19 protein-coding genes and 1 other annotated feature are annotated in these 20,312 nt (G+C 44.3%); of the genes, 6 read left to right on the top strand and 13 right to left on the bottom strand.

Annotation, left to right across the window (positions count from 1 at the left end):
* Positions 1 to 187: 187 nt before the first annotated feature.
* Positions 188 to 610, bottom strand: a complete 423-nt coding sequence (locus tag AB4Z45_RS12195; RefSeq protein ID WP_441909547.1) for a CBS domain-containing protein — start codon at positions 608 to 610, stop codon at positions 188 to 190.
* 89 nt (positions 611 to 699) lie between these two features.
* Positions 700 to 1,845 carry an amidohydrolase gene (locus AB4Z45_RS12200; RefSeq protein ID WP_441909953.1) on the bottom strand — a complete coding sequence of 382 codons (1,146 nt, stop codon included), beginning with the start codon at positions 1,843 to 1,845 and terminating at the stop codon, positions 700 to 702.
* Positions 1,846 to 2,180: 335 nt separating this feature from the next.
* Between AB4Z45_RS12200 and AB4Z45_RS12205 the strand changes: the two genes are divergently transcribed.
* Positions 2,181 to 2,525 (top strand): YugN family protein, encoded by a 345-nt coding sequence (locus AB4Z45_RS12205; protein WP_076268251.1) that lies wholly within the window; start codon positions 2,181 to 2,183, stop codon positions 2,523 to 2,525.
* 10 nt (positions 2,526 to 2,535) lie between these two features.
* Positions 2,536 to 3,684 carry a putative lipid II flippase FtsW gene (gene ftsW / locus AB4Z45_RS12210; protein WP_076268250.1) on the top strand — a complete coding sequence of 383 codons (1,149 nt, stop codon included), beginning with the start codon at positions 2,536 to 2,538 and terminating at the stop codon, positions 3,682 to 3,684.
* A gap of 51 nt (positions 3,685 to 3,735) precedes the next feature.
* Here ftsW and AB4Z45_RS12215 read toward each other — a convergent pair whose 3' ends face one another.
* Both AB4Z45_RS12215 and AB4Z45_RS12220 read right to left on the bottom strand, forming a co-directional pair.
* Positions 3,736 to 4,119 carry an Asp23/Gls24 family envelope stress response protein gene (locus tag AB4Z45_RS12215; RefSeq protein WP_076268249.1) on the bottom strand — a complete coding sequence of 128 codons (384 nt, stop codon included), beginning with the start codon at positions 4,117 to 4,119 and terminating at the stop codon, positions 3,736 to 3,738.
* A gap of 111 nt (positions 4,120 to 4,230) precedes the next feature.
* Complete coding sequence (locus tag AB4Z45_RS12220) at positions 4,231 to 4,425, bottom strand: hypothetical protein (protein ID WP_076268248.1); 195 nt, start codon at positions 4,423 to 4,425, stop codon at positions 4,231 to 4,233.
* A 277-nt stretch (positions 4,426 to 4,702) separates the two neighbouring features.
* Here AB4Z45_RS12220 and cax point away from each other — a divergent pair, with 277 nt between their 5' ends.
* Positions 4,703 to 5,761, top strand: a complete 1,059-nt coding sequence (gene cax / locus AB4Z45_RS12225) for a calcium/proton exchanger (RefSeq protein WP_441909549.1) — start codon at positions 4,703 to 4,705, stop codon at positions 5,759 to 5,761.
* 31 nt (positions 5,762 to 5,792) lie between these two features.
* Here the strand turns inward: cax and AB4Z45_RS12230 are convergent, their stop codons facing one another.
* The 5 genes from AB4Z45_RS12230 to AB4Z45_RS12250 form a co-directional block, all read right to left on the bottom strand.
* Complete coding sequence (locus AB4Z45_RS12230; protein ID WP_054028048.1) at positions 5,793 to 6,080, bottom strand: YlaN family protein; 288 nt, start codon at positions 6,078 to 6,080, stop codon at positions 5,793 to 5,795.
* Between the two features lie 136 nt (positions 6,081 to 6,216).
* Complete coding sequence (locus tag AB4Z45_RS12235) at positions 6,217 to 6,459, bottom strand: HPr family phosphocarrier protein (protein ID WP_076268246.1); 243 nt, start codon at positions 6,457 to 6,459, stop codon at positions 6,217 to 6,219.
* Between the two features lie 138 nt (positions 6,460 to 6,597).
* On the bottom strand, positions 6,598 to 7,713 hold the full coding sequence (locus AB4Z45_RS12240; protein WP_441909550.1) for an aminopeptidase: 1,116 nt from the start codon (positions 7,711 to 7,713) through the stop codon (positions 6,598 to 6,600).
* 35 nt (positions 7,714 to 7,748) lie between these two features.
* Positions 7,749 to 8,486 (bottom strand): hypothetical protein, encoded by a 738-nt coding sequence (locus AB4Z45_RS12245; protein ID WP_441909552.1) that lies wholly within the window; start codon positions 8,484 to 8,486, stop codon positions 7,749 to 7,751.
* 123 nt (positions 8,487 to 8,609) lie between these two features.
* Positions 8,610 to 10,583 carry a sensor domain-containing diguanylate cyclase gene (locus tag AB4Z45_RS12250; protein ID WP_441909553.1) on the bottom strand — a complete coding sequence of 658 codons (1,974 nt, stop codon included), beginning with the start codon at positions 10,581 to 10,583 and terminating at the stop codon, positions 8,610 to 8,612.
* A gap of 332 nt (positions 10,584 to 10,915) precedes the next feature.
* On the opposite strand from AB4Z45_RS12250, the gene rpsD reads away from it, so the two are divergent.
* Complete coding sequence (gene rpsD, locus AB4Z45_RS12255) at positions 10,916 to 11,518, top strand: 30S ribosomal protein S4 (RefSeq protein ID WP_054028044.1); 603 nt, start codon at positions 10,916 to 10,918, stop codon at positions 11,516 to 11,518.
* Between the two features lie 60 nt (positions 11,519 to 11,578).
* Here rpsD and AB4Z45_RS12260 read toward each other — a convergent pair whose 3' ends face one another.
* The 3 genes from AB4Z45_RS12260 to tyrS all read right to left on the bottom strand — a co-directional run bounded on the left by AB4Z45_RS12260 (position 11,579) and on the right by tyrS (position 15,044).
* A complete protein-coding gene (locus AB4Z45_RS12260; protein ID WP_339208811.1) occupies positions 11,579 to 13,102 on the bottom strand; it encodes a flotillin family protein in 1,524 nt (507 codons plus the stop codon).
* Between the two features lie 26 nt (positions 13,103 to 13,128).
* The gene (locus AB4Z45_RS12265; protein ID WP_441909555.1) at positions 13,129 to 13,659 is read right to left on the bottom strand and encodes a protease; all 531 of its coding nucleotides are present in this window, start codon (positions 13,657 to 13,659) and stop codon (positions 13,129 to 13,131) included.
* Between the two features lie 131 nt (positions 13,660 to 13,790).
* Positions 13,791 to 15,044 carry a tyrosine--tRNA ligase gene (gene tyrS / locus AB4Z45_RS12270; RefSeq protein WP_441909954.1) on the bottom strand — a complete coding sequence of 418 codons (1,254 nt, stop codon included), beginning with the start codon at positions 15,042 to 15,044 and terminating at the stop codon, positions 13,791 to 13,793.
* A gap of 57 nt (positions 15,045 to 15,101) precedes the next feature.
* Positions 15,102 to 15,407 (bottom strand) — a binding site (T-box leader).
* Positions 15,408 to 15,528: 121 nt separating this feature from the next.
* On the opposite strand from tyrS, the gene AB4Z45_RS12275 reads away from it, so the two are divergent.
* Complete coding sequence (locus AB4Z45_RS12275) at positions 15,529 to 18,603, top strand: transglycosylase domain-containing protein (protein WP_441909557.1); 3,075 nt, start codon at positions 15,529 to 15,531, stop codon at positions 18,601 to 18,603.
* Between the two features lie 101 nt (positions 18,604 to 18,704).
* Here the strand turns inward: AB4Z45_RS12275 and AB4Z45_RS12280 are convergent, their stop codons facing one another.
* The gene (locus AB4Z45_RS12280; RefSeq protein ID WP_441909559.1) at positions 18,705 to 19,664 is read right to left on the bottom strand and encodes an aldo/keto reductase; all 960 of its coding nucleotides are present in this window, start codon (positions 19,662 to 19,664) and stop codon (positions 18,705 to 18,707) included.
* Positions 19,665 to 19,888: 224 nt separating this feature from the next.
* Here AB4Z45_RS12280 and AB4Z45_RS12285 point away from each other — a divergent pair, with 224 nt between their 5' ends.
* Positions 19,889 to 20,272, top strand: coding sequence for a VOC family protein (locus AB4Z45_RS12285; RefSeq protein WP_441909561.1), 384 nt, complete (start codon positions 19,889 to 19,891; stop codon positions 20,270 to 20,272).
* Positions 20,273 to 20,312: the final 40 nt, after the last annotated feature.

Consider the following 20,312-nt stretch of genomic DNA (forward strand, 5'->3'; position numbering starts at 1 on the left):
GCCATAAAGCCAAGCTCGCCACTTTTGATCTCTTCGATAATGGTACGTTTCTCTGATGCGGAATATTTAATTTTAGACATGAAAATGCTCCCCTCATAGCAACAGGTTTTTTATTATTTCACCTGTCTACTATTTGGGGAGCATATCAAAGCGCGTTTAACAGCGCGCTCGGACAGCCTTATTTATATTAATGAACCGTTGGAGGGGATGCTGAATACTCTTGCTCCGAAATTGAGCTAAGCGCCTCCCCGGCTTCATCGGCAAATATATCTCGAACAGCAAGATCTCCGATTGCCAGTATTCCTACTAGCTCTCCATCATCCACAACCGGAAGTCTGCGTATCTGCTTAGATGCCATCAGCTCCGCTGCCTCATCGGGAGATGCGTCAGAAGTTATCGTAGCCACATCCGTACTCATTACCTCAGCAACTGCAGCTGAGCCAGGATGCTTCTCTGCATATCCTCTTACGACTATATCTCGATCAGTGACTACACCTATCAGCTTCCTGCCGTCTACAATTGGAATAAATCCAATATCATGTTCCTTCATTTTTACAGCAACCTCGTATACATTATCAACCAAAGTCGCTGTGACACAATCTGTCGACATAATTTGTTTTAACGTTTTCAGCTGAAATACCTCCTCGATTATAAGTTACGAGGTTTAGCATAACCTTTTTAGAACCTGAGCATCCGCTCTTACTCGGATGAAACAAATCCAGTCGCATATTCCTCAGCCATACCAATCAGAAGCCTGGCTGCCCGCTGCATCGCTCTCTCGTCAATGTCGAATTTAGGGTGATGATGCGCATACGTTGCACCGCAGCTCTCATTGCCAGCACCAACAAACATAAAGCAGCCTGGCACTTTTTCCAAGTAATAAGAAAAATCCTCTGCAACCGTAATGGCTTCCGAACGCACAACCGCGCTTTCACCGAACAGCGTTTCACCCACCTTGAAGAATCGCTCAGCCTCTTCATCATCGTTTACGACGGGCGGATAGCCAATCCTCATCTGGTAATCGAATTCAGCGCCATGCATTTGGCATATATGCGTAACAAGTGACTTGAGCCGGTCATGTATCATCATTCTCGTCTGTTCGTCAAACGAACGGACAGTTCCTTTTAGTCTGCAACGTTCCGCAATGACGTTATTGGTCGTACCTGCTTGGAAAGAACCGATAGTCACCACTGCCGGATGCAGCGGGTTCACATTGCGGCTTACAATGGATTGAACGGATTGCACAAGCGTTGATCCAATCATAATCGCATCAATAGCTTGATGCGGCAATCCCCCATGACCGCCTCGTCCCACAATATCAATAACGAATTCATCCGCAGCAGCCATAAAGGCTCCCGGTTTGGACGACACCAAGCCATAAGCGAGCGGCGTCCAAAGATGTACGCCATAAATGACGTCTACTCCATCCAGCGCTCCATCCTTAATCATCGGCATTGCTCCGCCAGGTGTAACCTCTTCGGCTGGCTGGAACAATAGTCTGCGCTCACCGCAAATAGCGGATCGATTTGCTGAATAATAAGACGCAATCGCTAGAAGCGTAGATGTATGTGCATCATGACCGCATGCGTGCATAACGTTTGGCACCTTAGACGCATATTCGCATTTTTTCTCATCTTGAATAGGAAGTGCATCAATGTCAGCCCGCAGCGCTATGACCGGGCCTGGTTGATCACCCTTAATGGTTGCAATTAGTCCATGTCCTCCAACGCCTGTCTGGACCTCTATGCCCAGCTCGCTTAATTGGGTAGCAATCCAGCTTGACGTTACACGCTCATGGAACGAAAGCTCAGGATATTGATGAAGATGCCTGCGCCAATTAATCATTTTTGGAAATAGCTGCTCTAGCTGTAGATCTACGATATCCTCTGTTTGCAAATCGCAAACCCCCTTACATTTTCAAAAAAACTACGAATCCTATCATGCCATTTAGTTTACCAGATGAACGGCTTAATTAGGAAGCAAATGCATCACTAAATCGTTAGGAATATTAGTTTTCTTCAAAATGTCACTTTTGTTCACAACAAGGGGTGGGAGTAAGGGTTGCGCTTGCTGGGGAAACATACTATCATGAGAAAAGAATGTACAACTCTGTCTTTTGAAATGGAAGCATATGCTAGTAAAGTCAGTTTTGCTTCACAAAACCTTTGGGAGGAACTACCATGATTATTGAAAATACCGGCTTAAACGGTGTTAAAAGCGAACTTGACCACTTAGACGAATCTGCTGAAAAAGTTGGTTTTGTCCGTTGGCAGTGGGAATACTATCGCGCTACATACGACTTGAAACTTGAGGATCACGCGAGCGGATCCGATTATTATTTGAGAATTACAACAAGAGCCATTGAAGGTAAGCTTGAATCACCTCATGCCGTTCTAATTATCGAATCAGTTTATATTGGACGCTCCACTTTCCCGCATGGTCTTGAGTATGAGTCCCCTATTCCACAGCCAATTATGAGTACGGCGACGCAAAGACTTCAGCAATTGAAACAATTGTTAGCGTAACGGTGCTGACATGAAAGCCACGCAGAACGGTAGCCGTGGAAGACCGGACTTTCTGCTTCTCATTTTAACTCTTCTGCTCGTTGGCTTTGGGCTTGTTATGGTTTTCAGCGCAAGCTCAAGTGTCGCGGTCGTAACGAAGGAAGATGCTTTGTATTTCACCAAGCGCCAGTTCGTGTGGGCTGGCCTTGGCATAGTGGTTATGTTGTTTATGATGAATTTGCGTTATCAAGTATTTAAACGCCTCTTCATGCTATTTTTCATTCCAGTAGTAATCATGCTCTTTCTCGTTCCGTTTGTTGGCAAGGAGATCAATGGCGCACATAGCTGGTTTGGAATTGGACAACTTGGCATACAGCCAACAGAACCAGCCAAGCTGGCCATCATATTGTATCTTGGTGCTCTTATAACGAAGAAGGGCGATAATTTTCGCAGCTTCAAAAAAGGGCTGCTGCCTGTTATCATTATCGTCGGCTTCGTTTGCGGCTTGATTATGATGCAGCCCGATCTTGGTTCCACTTTAGTGCTTGCTGCATGTGCTACGGTCATGATTATGGCTGGCGGTGCGAATTTAAAGCAGGTATTTATGTCTGGAACAATTATCGGCCTCTTTCTCACCGTCATATTCAGTATCTCGATGGCGATTGATCCAAAACCTTGGAAATACCGAATTGATCGGCTTACCGTGTTTAGAGATCCGCTCAGCGATTCTCAGGATACCGGCTGGCATCTCGTGTCGTCACTGCAAGCCTTTGGCCACGGCGGTTTAACCGGTGCCGGATTCGGTGAAAGCGTCCAGAAGCTGCATTACCTGAAATATCCCTATAATGATTTTATTTTTGCAATCATTGGAGAAGAGTTAGGTTTTATTGGCAGCGCCCTCTTCTTGCTCTTTTATTTATTTTTCTTATGGCGTGGTCTTATCGTTGCACTCCGCTGTCCTGATCATTACGGCACAGTTGTTGGTGTTGGCATTGTCGGCTTGATCGCCATTCAGGCTTTTGTCAACATAGGCGGCGTTACTGCCGCAATACCGCTGACAGGTGTTACACTTCCGTTCATAAGTTATGGCGGCTCATCCCTGCTATTTTGTCTAATGTCAATCGGCGTATTGTTAAGCATATCGAGGGAAGCAAATCGTGTAGAACCTACAAAGCGCTAATGGAATCAAAAAAAGGGTGCCTCTTTTTATAAAAGAGGCACCCTTTTTTATTTACTTCAATCGCTGCTGCTGAACTTCTTCCAACTCTTCTTCTTTGAAGGCAACGCCCTCTACCTTCACATTCACTTCAACAACGTGCAATCCTGTCATATTCTCAACAGATTCACGTACATTCAGTTGAAGCTGGCGACATACCTCTTGAATCGGAATGCCGTAATGAACAATAATACGAAGATCAATGGCCGCTTCCGTCGTTCCTACTTCAACAGATACACCTTTTTGCACGTTCTTTCCGCTCAGCCGTTTGGCGAGTCCTTCGGAAATTCCGCCCGACATTGCCGCAATGCCTGGCGTTTCAAGCGCTGCGAGTCCAGCTATCGTTGCTACTACATCATCAGAGATTCGGATAAGACCCGTTTGAAGTTCTTCTGTCATGTGACTCACTCCTCATTTTGCCATATAGGCTTATTATAGCAGACGGACATAACCACAGCAAAGCTGAGTGTTAAAAGCTTTTGTGAACAAGATGTTATTTGAACTAAATGCTTATAAATTGATAATTCTTCCACCATTAGCGCTTGCTAGCTTTTGATTCACCGTCGTTACGAAGGAGTAAACCTTAAACATATTAATGTTGGCAAGCATAACAATTTCCTTTAGCTCTGCGTTCTCGTCTTTGTAATTGATAACGAGATACAAATGTTGATTTTTTTTCGTCCATGAAGCTTTTGAACCAGGCATATCATTAATAATCGTTCGACCAGCAAGGCTTCTGTCGAATTCCGTAAGGTTTTTATCCGTTTTGAGAACGATATAGCCAGGCCCCCATTCAATCCTTCACACTATTATCATTCTACCAACTTTCTCCAATATGTGACAATAACTTTATCTCCCCTTTATTCTCCATGAATCAGATAAATATATCGAATGCACCATTTAACTGGTAAAGTTTACATGCTTGCTTATTTCCGCTATAGTATTATCAGGTTTTCAGCAACTATTTGAAGAGGTGAACGCTTTGAATCAAAAATGGTTTTTCTCAGGGTTAATCCTCATGTTTGCACTTAGTGCCATCGGTCATTACGCCCACTGGGATAATACAGTCCAATTTATCATTTCAGCCATCGCGATCATCTTTGTGGCCGGTTTTCTTGGTAAAGCCACGGAGAGTGTCGCACATTATGCAGGTCAAAGGCTGGGCGGCTTCCTCAATGCAACCTTCGGAAATGCCGCAGAGCTCATCATCGCGATATTTTTGATTAAAGCGCAGCAATTCGATATGGTAAAAGCGAGCTTGACAGGAGCTATTATCGGAAATCTATTGCTCGTTTTGGGTCTTAGCATATTGCTTGGCGGGTTGAAATATAAGGAGCAGCAATTTAACGGCCGATTAGCTGATCACAATTCTACGCTCATGATCATGGCTGTCATTGGTCTTTTCGTGCCAGCTGTATTCATTGTCTCAGAGAAGTTTTCGTTTGAGAAGGATCAGTTTTTAAGTCTTGCTGTTGCGGGAATTTTGATTTTAGCTTATATTCTGTGGCTGGTGTTCTCCATGGTTACTCACAAGGACATGCTCTCTGATGTCGTCATGAATGCAGATCACGGCGAAGAGCCGGCCTGGTCAAAAGGAAAGTCAATCTTCTTCCTCCTCCTAGCTACCGTTATGGTGGCCTTTGTGAGTGAATGGCTTGTACATACCCTTGATGCATTCAGTGCGAAATTTGGCCTGTCTGAGCTGTTTATAGGGGCATTCGTAATCGCTATTGTCGGAAACGCGGCGGAGCATAGCGCTGCTGTTATGCTGGCTATGAAAAATAAGATTGGCGCAGCTGTAGAAATCGCCATCGGCAGCAGCTTGCAAATCGCTTTATTCGTAGCGCCTGTGCTCATTCTCGTCAGTACCTTATTCGGAAACACGATGGATATCGTATTCACGCCTATCGAATTAACGGCCATCGGCGTTTCTGTCTTTATTGCCAAATCAGTATCGCGAGATGGACGTACGAATTGGTATGAAGGCGTGCTGCTTATTATGGTCTATGTCATTCTCGGTATTGCGTTCTACCTTGTGTAAACAAAAAAAAAGAGTAGTCTCCATTCGGAGGCTACTCTTTTCTTTCCAGTGCTTCGTATAGCATAGCTAAATTCCGCTCTAATCTACTCACTATTTCCTTGCCAGCCAGCTCTGCAATGAGTCCGGCGCGAACAGCAAAGTCAACCTCTCGCGAGAATCCATACATTTGTGTATCTAGCACTTCTTCGTAAAGTGGACATTGACGAGTAGTCAAGTTTTCCATCTGAACTTCGATTAGCTTTTCTATTTTACTCGCATCTTCCTGAAGGAGACGAAGCGCTTTCTCATGCAATTGTACCGTAATTTCCGGTGAAGACATCGTTTTCCCCCCTGTGCGCGTATCCGCCGTCTTCTATACCACTATATTAGACGAAATAGAGCGATTATACAAGGTCAAAACAGAAAAGCACCTCTTCAAAAGTGAAGAGGTGCTTATTCGTTAAAAATATGATCTACTAATCCGTAATAACATTAACATTTAAGTTGTGCTTAGCAAATACAGCAGCCATTGCTGCTTTTGCTTCCTCAGCATCCGGTCCGTGTACATGAAGTTCGTACGCATGTCCGCCTACTAGTGTAGTGAAAAGTCCGAGGATGCTTTTTACATCAATATATTTGCTCTCGGCTTGCAGAACGATGGACGAAGTGAATTGGCTAGCCGTTTGGGAAATTTCTACGATTGCTGCGTTGTTGGACATGGGAGATCCCTCCAGTTAAATTAGTAAAGCTTACCTTTGTCACCATGATAACCCGAAAAGAAGCATCCAGCAAGAGGTAAAATGAAAAACGCTTTATTTTCCATTTATTACATAGGAATACGATTCGAGCGTAAATGCTTATTTGAGGTTTTCAGCATTTAACCCTTCAAGCTCTGGAATGACGAAAACGCCATCTTTGCGAATAAGTACATCATCAAAATAAATCTCGCCGCCGCCGTATTCTGGGCGTTGGATAAGTACGAGATCCCAATGAACAGCGGAACGGTTGCCATTATCCGTCTCTTCATAGGCTTGACCTGGCGTAAAGTGCAAGCTGCCGGCAATTTTCTCATCAAACAAAATATCATTCATGGGATGCAAAATATGCGGATTAAATCCGATTGCAAACTCACCAATATAGCGAGCGCCTTCATCCATGTCTAAAATTTCATTCAAACGAACATTGTCATTGCTTTCTGCTTTTATGATTTTGCCGTTTTCAAATGTCAGTGAAATATTTTGGAACGTAACGCCAGAATAGACGCTAGGCGCATTGTAAGTAATCGTACCTTGCACCGAATCGCGAACCGGAGCTGAGAAAACCTCTCCATCGGGAATATTTCGGTGGCCAGAGCATTTTTTCGCTCCGATATTCTTAATCGAGAAGCTTAAATCCGTGCCTGGCGATACAATCCGCACACGATCTGTTTCACTCATCAGCTTCTGAAGCGGGTTCATCGCTGCGTCCATTTTGGCATAATCCAAGTTGCAAACATCAAAATAGAAGTCTTCGAAATCTTCCGTACTCATATTGGCCAGTTGAGCCATGGATGGACTTGGGTAACGCAAAACGACCCATTTTGTTTTTTTAACGCGCTGTTCGGAGTGTACCGGATTTCTATAGATTTGATCATATAGGCGCATGTTGGCATCAGGAATTCCAGCAAATTCATTCACATTGTCTCCTGAGCGTACAGCGATATATCCTTGCATATTTTTCATCCGCTCCAAATCAAGCGACGACCAAAGCTCCATTTGCTCCTTCGTAGCATGCTTCAGCAAAGTACGAAGAACAGAACGATCGCTCGATTCTACAAACGGCCTGCCGCCCCGCCTTGCAACCTCTTCTATTAAACACTTGGTTAGCTCTCGTTCTGAACCAACCATGTCAATTAGCACATTCTCCCCTGCTTGAACATCGATAGAATATTCGACTAAATTTCGCGCTAGCTTTTGCAATCTTGGATCACGCATGTAAAATTCCTCTCCTTCTAACTTTCGATCATAAACTAATCCATCGTAACACGTTTATGCATCTGCTGAACAGTGTTGCTCAACGCACCGTTAAAGGATTGAAACCTTACTGTCGTGTATCTTGATTCAGAAAATGGACGTTTGTTGTAGGTGTACTGAAAGGATGTTTTCTCTTCCATCTTCAGCGGAAGCAGCTTCTTGCGGTCGATAACGAGCTCATACTCCGTGGTCGCCTGCATGGACGAAAGCATGGCATCAAGCTGGCTGCGCGATCGTGCCAATTCCTCCATCCATTCTTGGTGAAAAGGCTTATCTTTGGAAGGCATGTTTGCTCCAAGCTGATCTAGCTGCTGCCGCAAACGCTGTTCCCATTTCTCCTTTGAAACCTTTGCGTTCTCTGTAATCAACAGCGTTACGGTTTCCTCATCGTTGCTGCCGTTTACGATCCGAACCTCATCATTGGACTGATTCAACGTCTCAAGCACCTTTACTGGATTCCAATGCATCGTTTCCTGACTATTCGTTTGCAATGTCAACTGCTGATGATCCACGACCTTGCCTTCGAACACTTCCGGTTTAAAAGCTAGACCACCGTCTGTCTTTATGCTCATCGACCCTGTAAAATCATATTGATCCGTTGCGGCAAGCCCCGAATAAGACAAAGACAGCCATTCCTCAGGTGTTCGATGTTTACCCACATTTCCGCACCCGGCAATTGAGAGCATGAATACAAGCGTGACAACAATTACGCCAATTGCTTTCTCTTTTTTCATATGCCTACCTCCCGTACAACATGTTCTATAGTATCGTCCCTAACTATCAAGCTCCTTATTCCAAATAGGAACAAAAAAAGGATGCTGCAATCAGCATCCCTCACTTTACAACGTTCCCGCTTTTTAGCTTTGACCAACTATGATGCAATTACGTCCATTATGCTTAGCTTCGTAAAGTGCCATATCTGCACGATAAAATAAAGATTCAACGCTAATTTTTTCATCCTCAAACTTCCATTCGGACACGCCGCAGGATACGGTTACGACTGGGTCCGTTTCCATCTCCACATGCACCCGTATTCGTTCGGCGATGCGGTACGCTTGCTCAGCCCGAATGCCTGGCAAGTAAATCGCAAGCTCTTCGCCGCCCCAGCGTGCCGCGATATCCCCCTGCCTAATCGATCCTCTAATAATATTGCTCACTTGTATGAGTATACGATCACCAACTTGATGTCCATACGTATCATTGATGCGTTTAAAAAAATCGATATCTACAAGAATAAGTGAGCCAAATGGATCTTTGCGCTGACGGTTTTGAATTTGTTCATTTAAATAGTGGCGAGCATGCAAGCCGGTTAAGTTATCAGTTATAACCATCCGGCGCACTTCAGCGTGCAATGAAGCATTCGTTACAGCAAGTCCAATGTGCGTGCTCATCACTTGAAGTAATTTATAATTATCGTAGGAGAAGAAGTTTGGCGCTTTGTGTGTAATCAAAATAACGCCAACGACCTCTCCATCAACCATTATCGGTGAGGCAATAAGCGATCTTGAACCAGTATTATCCATTAGCTTGGACGTTACAACACGAGTATGCCAGTAATCGGATATGATCATTGGCTCCTTGGTTCGATAAACCATTCCGCAGAACCCGTAATCGGGCAAAAACTGCTCGCTCGTCAGGGATGGGAAATTACTGGACATGACGATGAATTGATTTTTTTCTTTGTTAAGCTGCAAAACACAGCAATAATCCGCATCAAATATCGTTAAAAGCTCAGTGGTAGCAAATTGAAAAATTTCTTTGAGCCTTAGCGACTGGTTTAATCGTTTCGTAAGCTCATTAATTAGTCGCAGCTCATTAATAAGCAGATTAGATTGCTCATACAGCTTCGCATTCTCGAAGGCTGATCCCGCAGTATCCGCCAGCAGCAGGAAGGCAGGCAAGTCCGCTTCATCCCATTTGCCTGGACCTATATACAAACAAAGCACACCATACGCAGCTTGTTTGCCGTTCATTGGAACAGCCAGCCTAAGCGTACCGTCTCTGTCATGCTCCGTAACCGATTTGCCATTCAAAAAAGCCTTGGTCACAAGATCATGCTCCAAGTTTTTGAAAACAAGCGGCTTTACACGCGGATCACCGTTTAAGTGGTCCTGCGACAAATACAAATGAACTTCCGAGTTGGGATAAAGCTGTTCCAGGCTGCTAAGCAATTCCGACAGCACCGATGCAACATCGATTTGATCATAAAGCCGTTTGGCTGCTTGAAACAAAGAATCTCTTCTACTTGCTTCCTGCTCTGCCCGCTGCTGCTGCAAAAGCAAATCCTTGACATAAAGCTGTTCAAACTTATGGTAAAAGCAGCTGCGAAAATGCAATGAGCACATTTGAAGCTGCGCGATGTCCTTCTGATGACCAATTGGAGACACATAAGCAAGAATACAAAAAACAGCACCATCGCCTCGCCTATGAATAGGCACTGCTGCTGTAAATAGATCATCTGCTTCATTATGACATGATAAACCGCTGCTTAAAACGCTTTGGACAACCTTTGCAAGCGCAGCATCGCGTTTCTCGCAAGCCTCAGCGTCATAAAGACCTTCAGATGAGATCTCTTCCGCTTCATTATTGAATAACACAAATTCACCAGCCTCAAATGAGGCTAATCCTGATGTTTCACTTACCCACTGATTGAAACTGTCTTGGAACAATGGTGATAGCAAGGGCTTGTCCGCATCGCTAATATCTTCGCTGATGAACCAAATCGGTTGTGACTCTGCTGATGTATCCATAATTGTTGATGATTTACGATATGCAAAACTGCTATTCATTCGATCAACCATGCAGCCCCAACCCTTCCATCTGTCAACCAAGGTGATGAGCTTCCTATTTTCACTTAATATTACAATCATCATACTCCATTTTTGAGAAATTTGCACTACTATGTATTTAAAATATAGGTCTTTCGATGTGTTTCAAACATCATTAAATTTCCTTTGTTAACCTTGACAACAGCTATCTAATTCATATATTATTTATTGATGAATAGATGGGCGTACGGTTTTGTGTCACCCTCATGAAATACGTTCACTATAGGCCAGCGGCTGACTAGCCTATCAGGGACGAGCTTGCTCGAACATTGAACGTATTCGGCGAAACACAACCCCATTCACAAATTTATTTGATGAAGGAGTTAATATTACGTATGTCACGTTATACAGGACCTAAATTTAAACTAAGCCGTCGCCTTGGAATCTCTTTGAGCGGAACGGGTAAAGAACTTGCAAAACGCGCTTTTCCACCAGGTCAACACGGCCCTAACCAACGCAGAAAAATGAGCGGTTACGGCGTTCAATTGCAAGAGAAACAAAAGCTTCGTCACATGTACGGTTTGAACGAAAAACAATTCCGCAACTTGTTTGACAAAGCGGCAAAAATGAAAGGTAAAGCCGGTGAAAACTTCATGGGCCTCCTTGAAAGCCGTCTTGACAACCTCGTTTACCGTCTTGGCCTTTCCAACTCCCGTGCAGGAGCTCGTCAGTTGGTATCACATGGTCACGTAACTGTAAACGGCAAGAAAGTGGATATCGCTTCTTACAGCGTTTCTCTTGGCGATGTAATCGGTTTGCGCGAGCGCAGCCGCAGCCTTAGAACAATTAAAGAAGCTATGGAAGGCCGTCATCACCTTCCGAACTACTTGGAGTTCAACGATCAAGCAATGGAAGGTAAATTCCTTCGTCTGCCTGACCGCGGTGAGCTTTCCCAAGATATCGACGAGAAACAAATCGTCGAATTCTACAGCCGTTAATAAACAAAGAAACCTTGAACCATTTGGTTCAAGGTTTTTTTCTGTTTACACTGCCTTACTCTATTGTTCAGGAAGCTTAATTACAGCAGGAGCAGCAGCAATATCAACCGGTTTGCTAGGTACTGCAGGCAAATTACCGCCTCTATTCGTCAGACCTTTAATGATTGCATTCACGTCGATTCCCGATACGCTCTTCAGCATCTCCGGAGCAGTAGACATTAATGAAGTCACATAATTGCTTATACGTGCCGCCCCTTCGCCATTCCCTGTATCAACGACAGTAAGCTTATCAATGTTGCCGATAGGATCGGCAATTTTGCCAGCCAGCTCAGGAAGCATTTTTACGATAATATCAAGGATTGCAGCTTCTCCAAATTTCTCAAAAGCTTCAGCTAGCTTCTCTTTTGCTTCCGCTTCCGCTAAACCGCGAAGACGAATAACGTCTGCCTCCGCTGTACCTTTCGCTCTCTCTGCTTCTGCAACAGCTAAACCATCCAAACGTTTCTGGGTAGCATGTGCCTTGGCTTCCGCTTCAATACGGTATTGCAGAGCATCAGCTTCATTAAGAAGCTTCGCCTTGTTCGCTTCCGCCGCTTGTACAACTGCGTAACGGTCTGCATCGGCTTTTTTCTTCACTTCTGCATCATACTGCTTCTCACGACGCAATATTTCTTTTCCTTCCAGATCGATCTCACGTTCTTTACGTACGAGTTCAACCTTCATTTGCTCTTCGACTACGTTTTGCTTAGCTCGCGCTTCATGAATCGAATAAGCCTGATCCGCTTCCGCTCTTGCTGTATCTTGGTCACGTTTAAACGTCGCGACCTTCATTTCCTTTTCTTTCTCTGCTTCCGCAATGTTGGTATCACGCACTAGCTCGGCCTTTTGACCGGCCTCAGCAGCGAGTGCCTTCTGAATTCTAGCATCCCGAATCGCTTCAGCTTCCGCAATCTCAGCATCTCTTTTGACTGCAGCAATCCGCGGTTTACCCAGCGCGTCCAAATATCCATGTTTATCGCGCAAATCCTTGATCGTGAAGGAAACGATTTGAAGACCCATCTTCTTCAAATCCTTAGCTGCAACCCCTTGCACCTCTTGCGCAAATTTATCGCGGTTGCGATATACCTCTTCAACTGTCATTGAGCCAAGAATTGCGCGCAAATGTCCTTCCAATACTTCCTGCGCTTCACCCTTGAGCGCTTCGGTAGGCTTGCCTAGAAACTGCTCTGCCGCCGTCGCCACATCTTCAACCGCGCCGCCAATTTTAATGATCGCTACACCGTCTGCCATGACTGGTACGCCTTGCTCTGTGTATACCTCCGGCGTCGATACATCCAGCTTATGGGACAATAGCGATAAAAACTCAGCCTTCTGGAATATCGGCAGAATAAATGCGCCTCCGCCTCTAATGATTTTCACTTTGCGCCCAGATTCATCCGTGCTCGCATTTCGGGAGCCTAGAAATGATCCCGTTACGAGCATCGCTTCGTCTGGACTTACTGTTTTGTAGCGCGCCCAGAAGGCAAGACCTAATATAACAAAAACGCCAACTACAATAGCAGGTATAACATAAATATCTTCCATTGAATTTCCCCCTTATACTGCTTTAATTAAGATAGATTTACTTCCGATACATACAAAGTACTGTCCCTTACCTCAACAACGACAACCTTGGAGCCGCTTGTAATTTCAACGCCTTCGAAGCTAGCTGCAATTTGATTCGTAAATCCAGCTCCCACCTTAACCATCACTTCACCATAGCCCTTCGCAGAAATGGGGACCAGCACCTCCCCAAGCTTACCCGACAAATCATTTAGCGAAAAAGCGATCGAATTCTCGCTTTGCTCCATCGGCTTAATGTAGAGAAAGAAAACAGCTGCTGCAGCTGTAAGTGCGATGAATAAGGCAATCATCACGATGGCTGTTGAACTAAAGGCAGTGTAGCGTCCGAGTAGGATCCCTGCTCCGCCAAAAGTGGTTATCCCGCCTACTAGCGCAGTCGGCGACAGCCATGAATGACCATCTAAGGATAAAAAATCGAGTGCTCCATCGAGTGCTTGCCCGATCAAATCCCCAAAAATAATACTTACGAGCGCATAAAGGATTCCTCCGACTAGACAAGACATAAATAGCGTCTCCAACTCTCTCCTCCTCCCTTAGTATCCATAACCTGTTAATGCTTCCGTTATTTAATACGTTGAAAACGCTCTTTTGTTTCTAAAAAAATAGAACTTGTTGAATTTTATCATTTCAACAAGCTCTATTATTCCAATTATGTTAATTTAATTTTTATAAATTTACGTTTTCCAACTTGAAGCACGTCGCCATCCTTAGGAGAAATATCCGCATTAATATCTGTTATCTTCTCTTCATTTAGACGAACAGCCCCTTGCTGAACGCTTCTTCTCGCTTCACTGCTCGTTGGCAGCAAGTCAAGCATAGTGAGCAGGTTCACGATGCGAATTTGGCCATCTTCCAATTGTTCCGCAGCAATCGATACCTCTTCGATATCATCAGGCAGCGCACGTTGTTGAAATACGGTAATAAAATGATTTTCTGCCGCTTTCGCTGCCGCTTCGCCATGGTACATTCGTACAAATGTCGCTGCAAGCTGCATCTTCGCATCACGTGGATGTACAGATCCATCTGCCAGTCCAGCTTTCAATGCCGCAAGCTCCTCGTTGCTTAAATCAGTAGCAAGCTCGTAATATTTGAGCATAAGCCTATCTGGAATCGACATCGATTTGCCGTAGATTTGGTTTGGCTCTTCATCGATACCGATGTAATTGCCCAAGCTTTTGCTCATTTTATTTACGCCGTCCAACCCTTCGATCAAAGGAGTCGTAATTACAATTTGGCCCGGTTTATTATATTCCTTCTGCAAGGTTCTGCCCATTAATAGGTTAAATGTCTGATCCGTGCCTCCTAGCTCCACATCGGAATCAAGAGCTATGGAATCGTATCCCTGCATCAGCGGGTAGAAAAACTCATGAATGCTGATCGGCAATCCGCTCGTGTACCGTTTTGTGAAATCATCACGCTCCATCATGCGTGCAACCGTTACTTTCCCGGCTAGATTTACAACATCCGCGAAGTTAAGCGGTGCAAGCCATTCCGAGTTGTAGTAGAGCTTTGTTTGCTGTGGATCTAATATTTTATAAATTTGTTTTTGGTATGTTTCTGCATTCCGCTTCACATCTTCTTCCGTCAACTGCTTCCTTGTTTCCGATTTGCCCGTTGGATCACCAATTCTGCCTGTAAAATCACCGATAATCAGCTGAATCTGATGACCGAGTTCCTGAAATTGACGAAGCTTGTGAAGAACAACCGTATGGCCGATATGAATGTCTGGCGCTGAAGGATCAAGTCCTAGCTTTACATTTAACGGCTTTCCTGTTGCGACAGCATTCGCTATTTTATTTTTCAAATCATCCTCAGGTACAATCTCCACAACACCGCGGCGAATGACAGCCAGCTGACGCTCGACCTCACTTTTCTGCTCGCCACTTAAACTTTCCCACTTCACCATAGAACTTTTCCTCCTTTGTATGCGTCTATATAGACATAAAAAATCCTTCCAGCCCCAAGGGACGAGAAGGATTAGCTCGCGGTACCACCCTCGTTAGAGTACTCCTGCCTTTTTTCACATAAAAAAAGAGGTACTCTCACTTCGTTGTTGATAACGGAGACGGGCTCCGAAGTGAACTACTACGGCTGATTCGACTGCCCCACAGGCTTTTTTGCCAAAATATGCAGAGGATTGTCAGTATACGGTTCCTTCACTTAGCTCCAGGCGGTAATTCAACAAGCGGCGCATACCGGTTTCCACCACCCACCGGCTCTCTGAAAGTACGATTCGCTGTCTACTCATGCCCTTCAAAGCATTGATTAGATAAAACATTATTGAATTTATACCATAGCCGTGTTGTGAAGTCAATGCAAGGAAAGAATGCGTTACTTTAGCGATTTATGTTATAATAGGTGTGCTATTTGGAGGAGGAGTCATAGAAATGCAAGAAGATCGTCAACCTGCGCCAAACAAAAGAAGCAAATGGCGTACATTTGGAATCGTAACTTTTATAACAGCTAAATGGATGGTATATTTCGGAATCTTCATCGGATTGCTTGCCGGTGGAGCAGTAACTGGTTATGTGGCCGCGCTTGTGAAAGACGAAACCGTAAGACCTCGATCCGTTATTTTAGAGAAGATCGGCGAAAATGCCATCACAGGATTTGTTTACTTCAATGATGATTCACTTGTCGGACAGCTAAGAACGTCAGAGGACCGAATGATTATTACATATGATGATTTACCGCCGCAGGTTATTACTGCCGTACTTGGCATTGAGGACAATAACTTTTTGGAGCATCATGGCGTAGACATTAACGGCCTTGGACGTGCAGTAAAGCAAAAGCTTCTAAATGAAGATACGCAAACGGGCGGAAGTACGCTTACTCAGCAGCTTGCACGACGTGTATTTCTAAGTTTGGACAAAACAGATAGCCGTAAAATTAAAGAAATATTTTTATCGCTGCGCATGGAACGTTATTTAACGAAAGAAGAAATTTTAGCAGCTTATTTGAATAAGGTTCCGTTCGGAAATGGTTCCAGCGGCTACAATTTGTTCGGCATTAAAGCAGCTGCCAAAGGGATATTTGATATTTCGGATCTAAACCAGCTGAATATTGCGCAGTCTGCCTATTTGGCAGGTCTACCGCAAAGGCCTTCTGCCTATACAGCGTTCACAGGTAAAGGTCAATTCAATGAGGCGGGCTTTGAACTCGCACTAGGACGCCAAAAAACAGTTTTGAAGCGAATGTTCGAGACTGGGCGAATTACTCAGCAAGAGTACGACGAAGCGTCCAAATTCGATATTAGGAAAACGCTGGCTAAGCCAAAAGAAAAAGCTTATACAACCTATCCTTATCTCATGCTTGAAGCAGAACGTCAAGCAGCGGAAATTATGCTCATGGCGCAGGATTCTACTTTAACAAAAGCAGACCTTCGCAAAAAGGAAAATGCTCCGCTTATTGAGGAAGCTCGCGATCATTTGCTGCGCGGCGGCTACCATGTCTATACAACCATCGACAAGGATGTTTACCAGCTCATGCGCGAGATTGGCACCAATGATGAGAACTTCACGCCATACAGCGAGAAAAAAGGGCTGGAGCAGATTGCAGCGATCATGCTCGATCACAAAACTGGCGCTATCGTGGGTATGCTTGAAGGCCGAGATTTCTATGAGGAGCAATTAAACTATGCCACTCAGATGACAAGGCAGCCAGGCTCAACGATGAAAACATTGGCGGCTTACCTTCCAGCTATTGAAATGGGTATCATTCAGCCCGCGAGCATAATTGATGATGCTCCAATTGTCCTGAAAGATGGCCAGAAGGGTTTCCATATCCCAATGAACGTAAACCGTAAGTTCGCGGGTCTAGTAACGGCGCGTGAGGCATTAAACCGTTCCTTGAACTTGCCTGCTCTGAAAATTTTCAATGAGGAAGTCAAAATTGAAAATGCTTGGGAGTTCGTTAAAAAGCTAGGCATTACAACGCTGCAGCCGCAAGATGCTTATGCACAAACCGGTGTAATTGGCGGTCTAAGCATCGGCGTATCGGTTGAAGAGCTTACGAATGCATACGGCTCGATTCCGAACAAAGGCGTTTTCAATGATGCTTATATGATTCAAAAAATTACAGATGCAAACGGAAAAATTGTATATGAACACAAGCAGGAACCAAAACGAGTGTTCTCGGAGCAGAGTGCCTTCTTGATGACAGATATGCTGTCGACTGTTATTTCAAGCAAGAGCGGTTCTGCTAACAAATTGAAATCACAATTCGATAAGTACGGAGAAATTCCTATTGCCGGTAAAACAGGCTCTACACAAAGCTACGGTGACGTGTGGTTTATGGGCTTCTCGCCAGATATTACGCTAGGCGTGTGGGCCGGTTATGAGGAACAGGTCAACTCCCTATCCGAGGTCGGCAAAACGCGTGCTCGTTCCATCTGGGCACTCATTATGAATAAGATGGCTGAGAAGAAGCCGGAAGTTTTTGTAACCAAAGAATTTGAACGTCCATCCGGCATTGTCAAAGCTACGGTGTCAAGCGCTAGCGGCTTGCTTCCAAGTCAATTAACGAAGCAAGCAGGCATGCTTGTAACTGACTGGTTTAACAAGAAGGATATACCTAAGAAAACAGATGACGCGCTCGTGAAGATGGCTTATATTTCCTTCAATGGCGTTAACTATGTTCCGAACCCAGCTACTCCTAGCGATATGATTAAGGAACAAATCGTTATTAAGCGTAAAAAACCGCTGGATGTTCTTATGGATGAAATTAAGGCAGCACAGCAGAAACTTCCGGCTAGCAGTCGTCGTCCACTTGATATTTACCTTCCTGCGGATGCAGAAAACAACGCGCCGTCTAAACCAGACCCTCGCGTTGATGATGGGGCAGCTCCACCACCTCCGGCAAGCGTTAAGCTGCAATCGTCGGATGGCGTGCTTATATTGACATTTAATGATAGTACTGCTGCTGATGTCGTTGGTTACCGCGTGTACCGTTCGGTTAATCAAGGGCCTTATGAGAAGCAAGGGGAATCCATTGTTGTTGGTGCAGACAAACGTATGAAAGTGTATGCATCCAATGCTCAAAACTACACTTATTACGTAACAGCGGTTGATGTTGTGGGCAAAGAGTCAGCACCTAGTCAAATTGTACAATATGGCAGCACACCGAATACCCCTCCACCGACAACAGGTGGAGACAACTCAAGCGGAAATGGAAGTGGAAATGGTTCTGGCACAACAACAGCACCTTCCACACCTACTGGGTTGCAGGCTGCGAAAACAGATCTAAGCGTACGATTAACTTGGGCGGCTAACAGTGTGTCAGACCAAGTGACGCAATATAATATTTACTACAGTGCAAACAACGATGGTCAATATTCCAAGATCGGATCAACCTTGGAAACAAGCTTTGAGTATGTTGCGCCGCTTATCACAGGTTCCTTCTATATAACCTCTGAAAACGCGAAAGGCGAGTCATCACCATCCTCCAAGCAAACGATCAGCTAGAGGTAAACGAAATAGGCAGCAGCCTCTCACGGGGCTGCTGCCTTTTCTTTTGGGAATTTACTATTTAGAAAATGAATAATAAGAGCAGCATTCTATGTTTATCAAATGACATAAGATGAATCCGTTTCAAACAAACGGCTTATTTGCTCATAATCTTCTCTGGATAGACGCCACTTAGTTGCAGCCGTATTTTCCTCCAGCTGCTTAACCGTCTTCGCACCAGCGATCACACTCGTTATTTCCTGCTTATACAATAACCAGTTGATAGCTACCTGGCTTAACGGTTTCTCGATGGCTCTAGCAATTCCAGTAAAGGTTTCGATGATGACAATGTTTTTTATAAATTGTTTATCCGAAAATAATGGATTAAGCTGCGCACGAACATCTGTTTTGGGCAGCCTTGTCAAATAATTAAATTTCCCCGTCAACAACCCCTGAGCTAACGGACTATAAGGAATAAAACCTATGTTTTGCTGCTTCGCATAGGGTAATGCTGCATGTTCAACATCGCGCTGGAACAAGTTATAGGGCAGCTGCAAAGATACTATATTGCTAACGGATTGCGCTGCAACTAATTGCTGAACGTTAAAGTTTGAAACGCCGATATTCCTAATTTTCCCGTCAACGACGAGTTGATTTAACGTTTCAAACGTTTCTTCAATCGCTGTTTTGCCGCTGGGATCAGGAAAATGTACTTGATACAAATCAATATAGTCCGTATTTAATCGCCGCAGGCTCTCCTCTACCTCACGAATTATATTTGCTTTGGATACATTTATACTAAACTGCCCTTGATCGTTCCAGATGAGGCCAGCTTTTGTTGCGATAATGACATGTTCCCTTACTGGCTGCAGCACTTTACCAAGCACTTTCTCAGAATGTCCCAGCCCATAGGATGGAGAGGTGTCATAGAAGGTGATCCCCTGTTCATACGCACGACGAATGACAGCTTCAATCTCGTTATCATCGACTTCTCCCCAGCCTGCTTTCCCAGCAGCCCAAGATCCGAACCCTATAACGGATGGATAAAGCTCGCTATTGCCTAATTTTCTCTTATCCAACAAGCGAACCTCCTTTACTTAATTATTCCTACCTGATTACTTGGTACTAAAATAATTATAAATGTGTCTGCATGAAAGTCAACCCATTTTTTTCAAAATGAACCAACTGGTTAACTACCACTCGATAATTATGACTTGACAACTGTTTTCCATCTCCTTATGATAAAAAGCATTCATTATTGCGATAAAATTCCATATTCCCGATTAGGAAGGAAATAAAAACAATGACTAAAAGACGTATTGATCATGTTGGCGTTATGGTAAAAGATATTGATGCTTCTATTTCTTTTTATACTGAAATTATTGGCTTTGAGCTTAAAGGAAGAACGCCTCATACGAATGGAATTATTGAGCTTGCCTTTCTTGGCTTTGGCGGTTCCGACGAAACCGAATTAGAATTAATTCAAGGCTATAATGACAACCTTCCAAGTGAAGGCAAGGTGCATCATTTTGCAGTGACAGCAACTGATGTCCATGCAGAATTTGAACGTTTAAAGCAGCTTGAAGTGACCTTTATCGATGAGGGCATCACTGTACTGCCGAACGGATACCAATACTTTTTTGTAAGCGGACCTGACGGTGAGCGAATCGAGTTATTTCAGCGTTAATGACTGCTCGAATAAAGCACTAAAAAGAGGATGGCCCCTG

It is taken from the genome of Paenibacillus sp. MCAF9, assembly GCF_052114265.1.
Lineage (GTDB): Bacteria > Bacillota > Bacilli > Paenibacillales > Paenibacillaceae > Pristimantibacillus.

Bases quoted from the DNA above. Each gene is read 5' to 3' on its own strand.
- AB4Z45_RS12195 (WP_441909547.1), bottom strand. From the start codon at position 610: ATGTCGACAGATTGTGTCACAGCGACTTTGGTTGATAATGTATACGAG.
- AB4Z45_RS12200 (WP_441909953.1), bottom strand. From the start codon at position 1,845: ATGATTAATTGGCGCAGGCATCTTCATCAATATCCTGAGCTTTCGTTC.
- AB4Z45_RS12205 (WP_076268251.1), top strand. From the start codon at position 2,181: ATGATTATTGAAAATACCGGCTTAAACGGTGTTAAAAGCGAACTTGAC.
- ftsW (WP_076268250.1), top strand. From the start codon at position 2,536: ATGAAAGCCACGCAGAACGGTAGCCGTGGAAGACCGGACTTTCTGCTT.
- AB4Z45_RS12215 (WP_076268249.1), bottom strand. From the start codon at position 4,119: ATGACAGAAGAACTTCAAACGGGTCTTATCCGAATCTCTGATGATGTA.
- AB4Z45_RS12220 (WP_076268248.1), bottom strand. From the start codon at position 4,425: ATGCCTGGTTCAAAAGCTTCATGGACGAAAAAAAATCAACATTTGTAT.
- AB4Z45_RS12230 (WP_054028048.1), bottom strand. From the start codon at position 6,080: ATGTCTTCACCGGAAATTACGGTACAATTGCATGAGAAAGCGCTTCGT.
- AB4Z45_RS12235 (WP_076268246.1), bottom strand. From the start codon at position 6,459: ATGTCCAACAACGCAGCAATCGTAGAAATTTCCCAAACGGCTAGCCAA.
- AB4Z45_RS12240 (WP_441909550.1), bottom strand. From the start codon at position 7,713: ATGCGTGATCCAAGATTGCAAAAGCTAGCGCGAAATTTAGTCGAATAT.
- AB4Z45_RS12245 (WP_441909552.1), bottom strand. From the start codon at position 8,486: ATGAAAAAAGAGAAAGCAATTGGCGTAATTGTTGTCACGCTTGTATTC.
- rpsD (WP_054028044.1), top strand. From the start codon at position 10,916: ATGTCACGTTATACAGGACCTAAATTTAAACTAAGCCGTCGCCTTGGA.
- AB4Z45_RS12260 (WP_339208811.1), bottom strand. From the start codon at position 13,102: ATGGAAGATATTTATGTTATACCTGCTATTGTAGTTGGCGTTTTTGTT.
- AB4Z45_RS12275 (WP_441909557.1), top strand. From the start codon at position 15,529: ATGCAAGAAGATCGTCAACCTGCGCCAAACAAAAGAAGCAAATGGCGT.
- AB4Z45_RS12285 (WP_441909561.1), top strand. From the start codon at position 19,889: ATGACTAAAAGACGTATTGATCATGTTGGCGTTATGGTAAAAGATATT.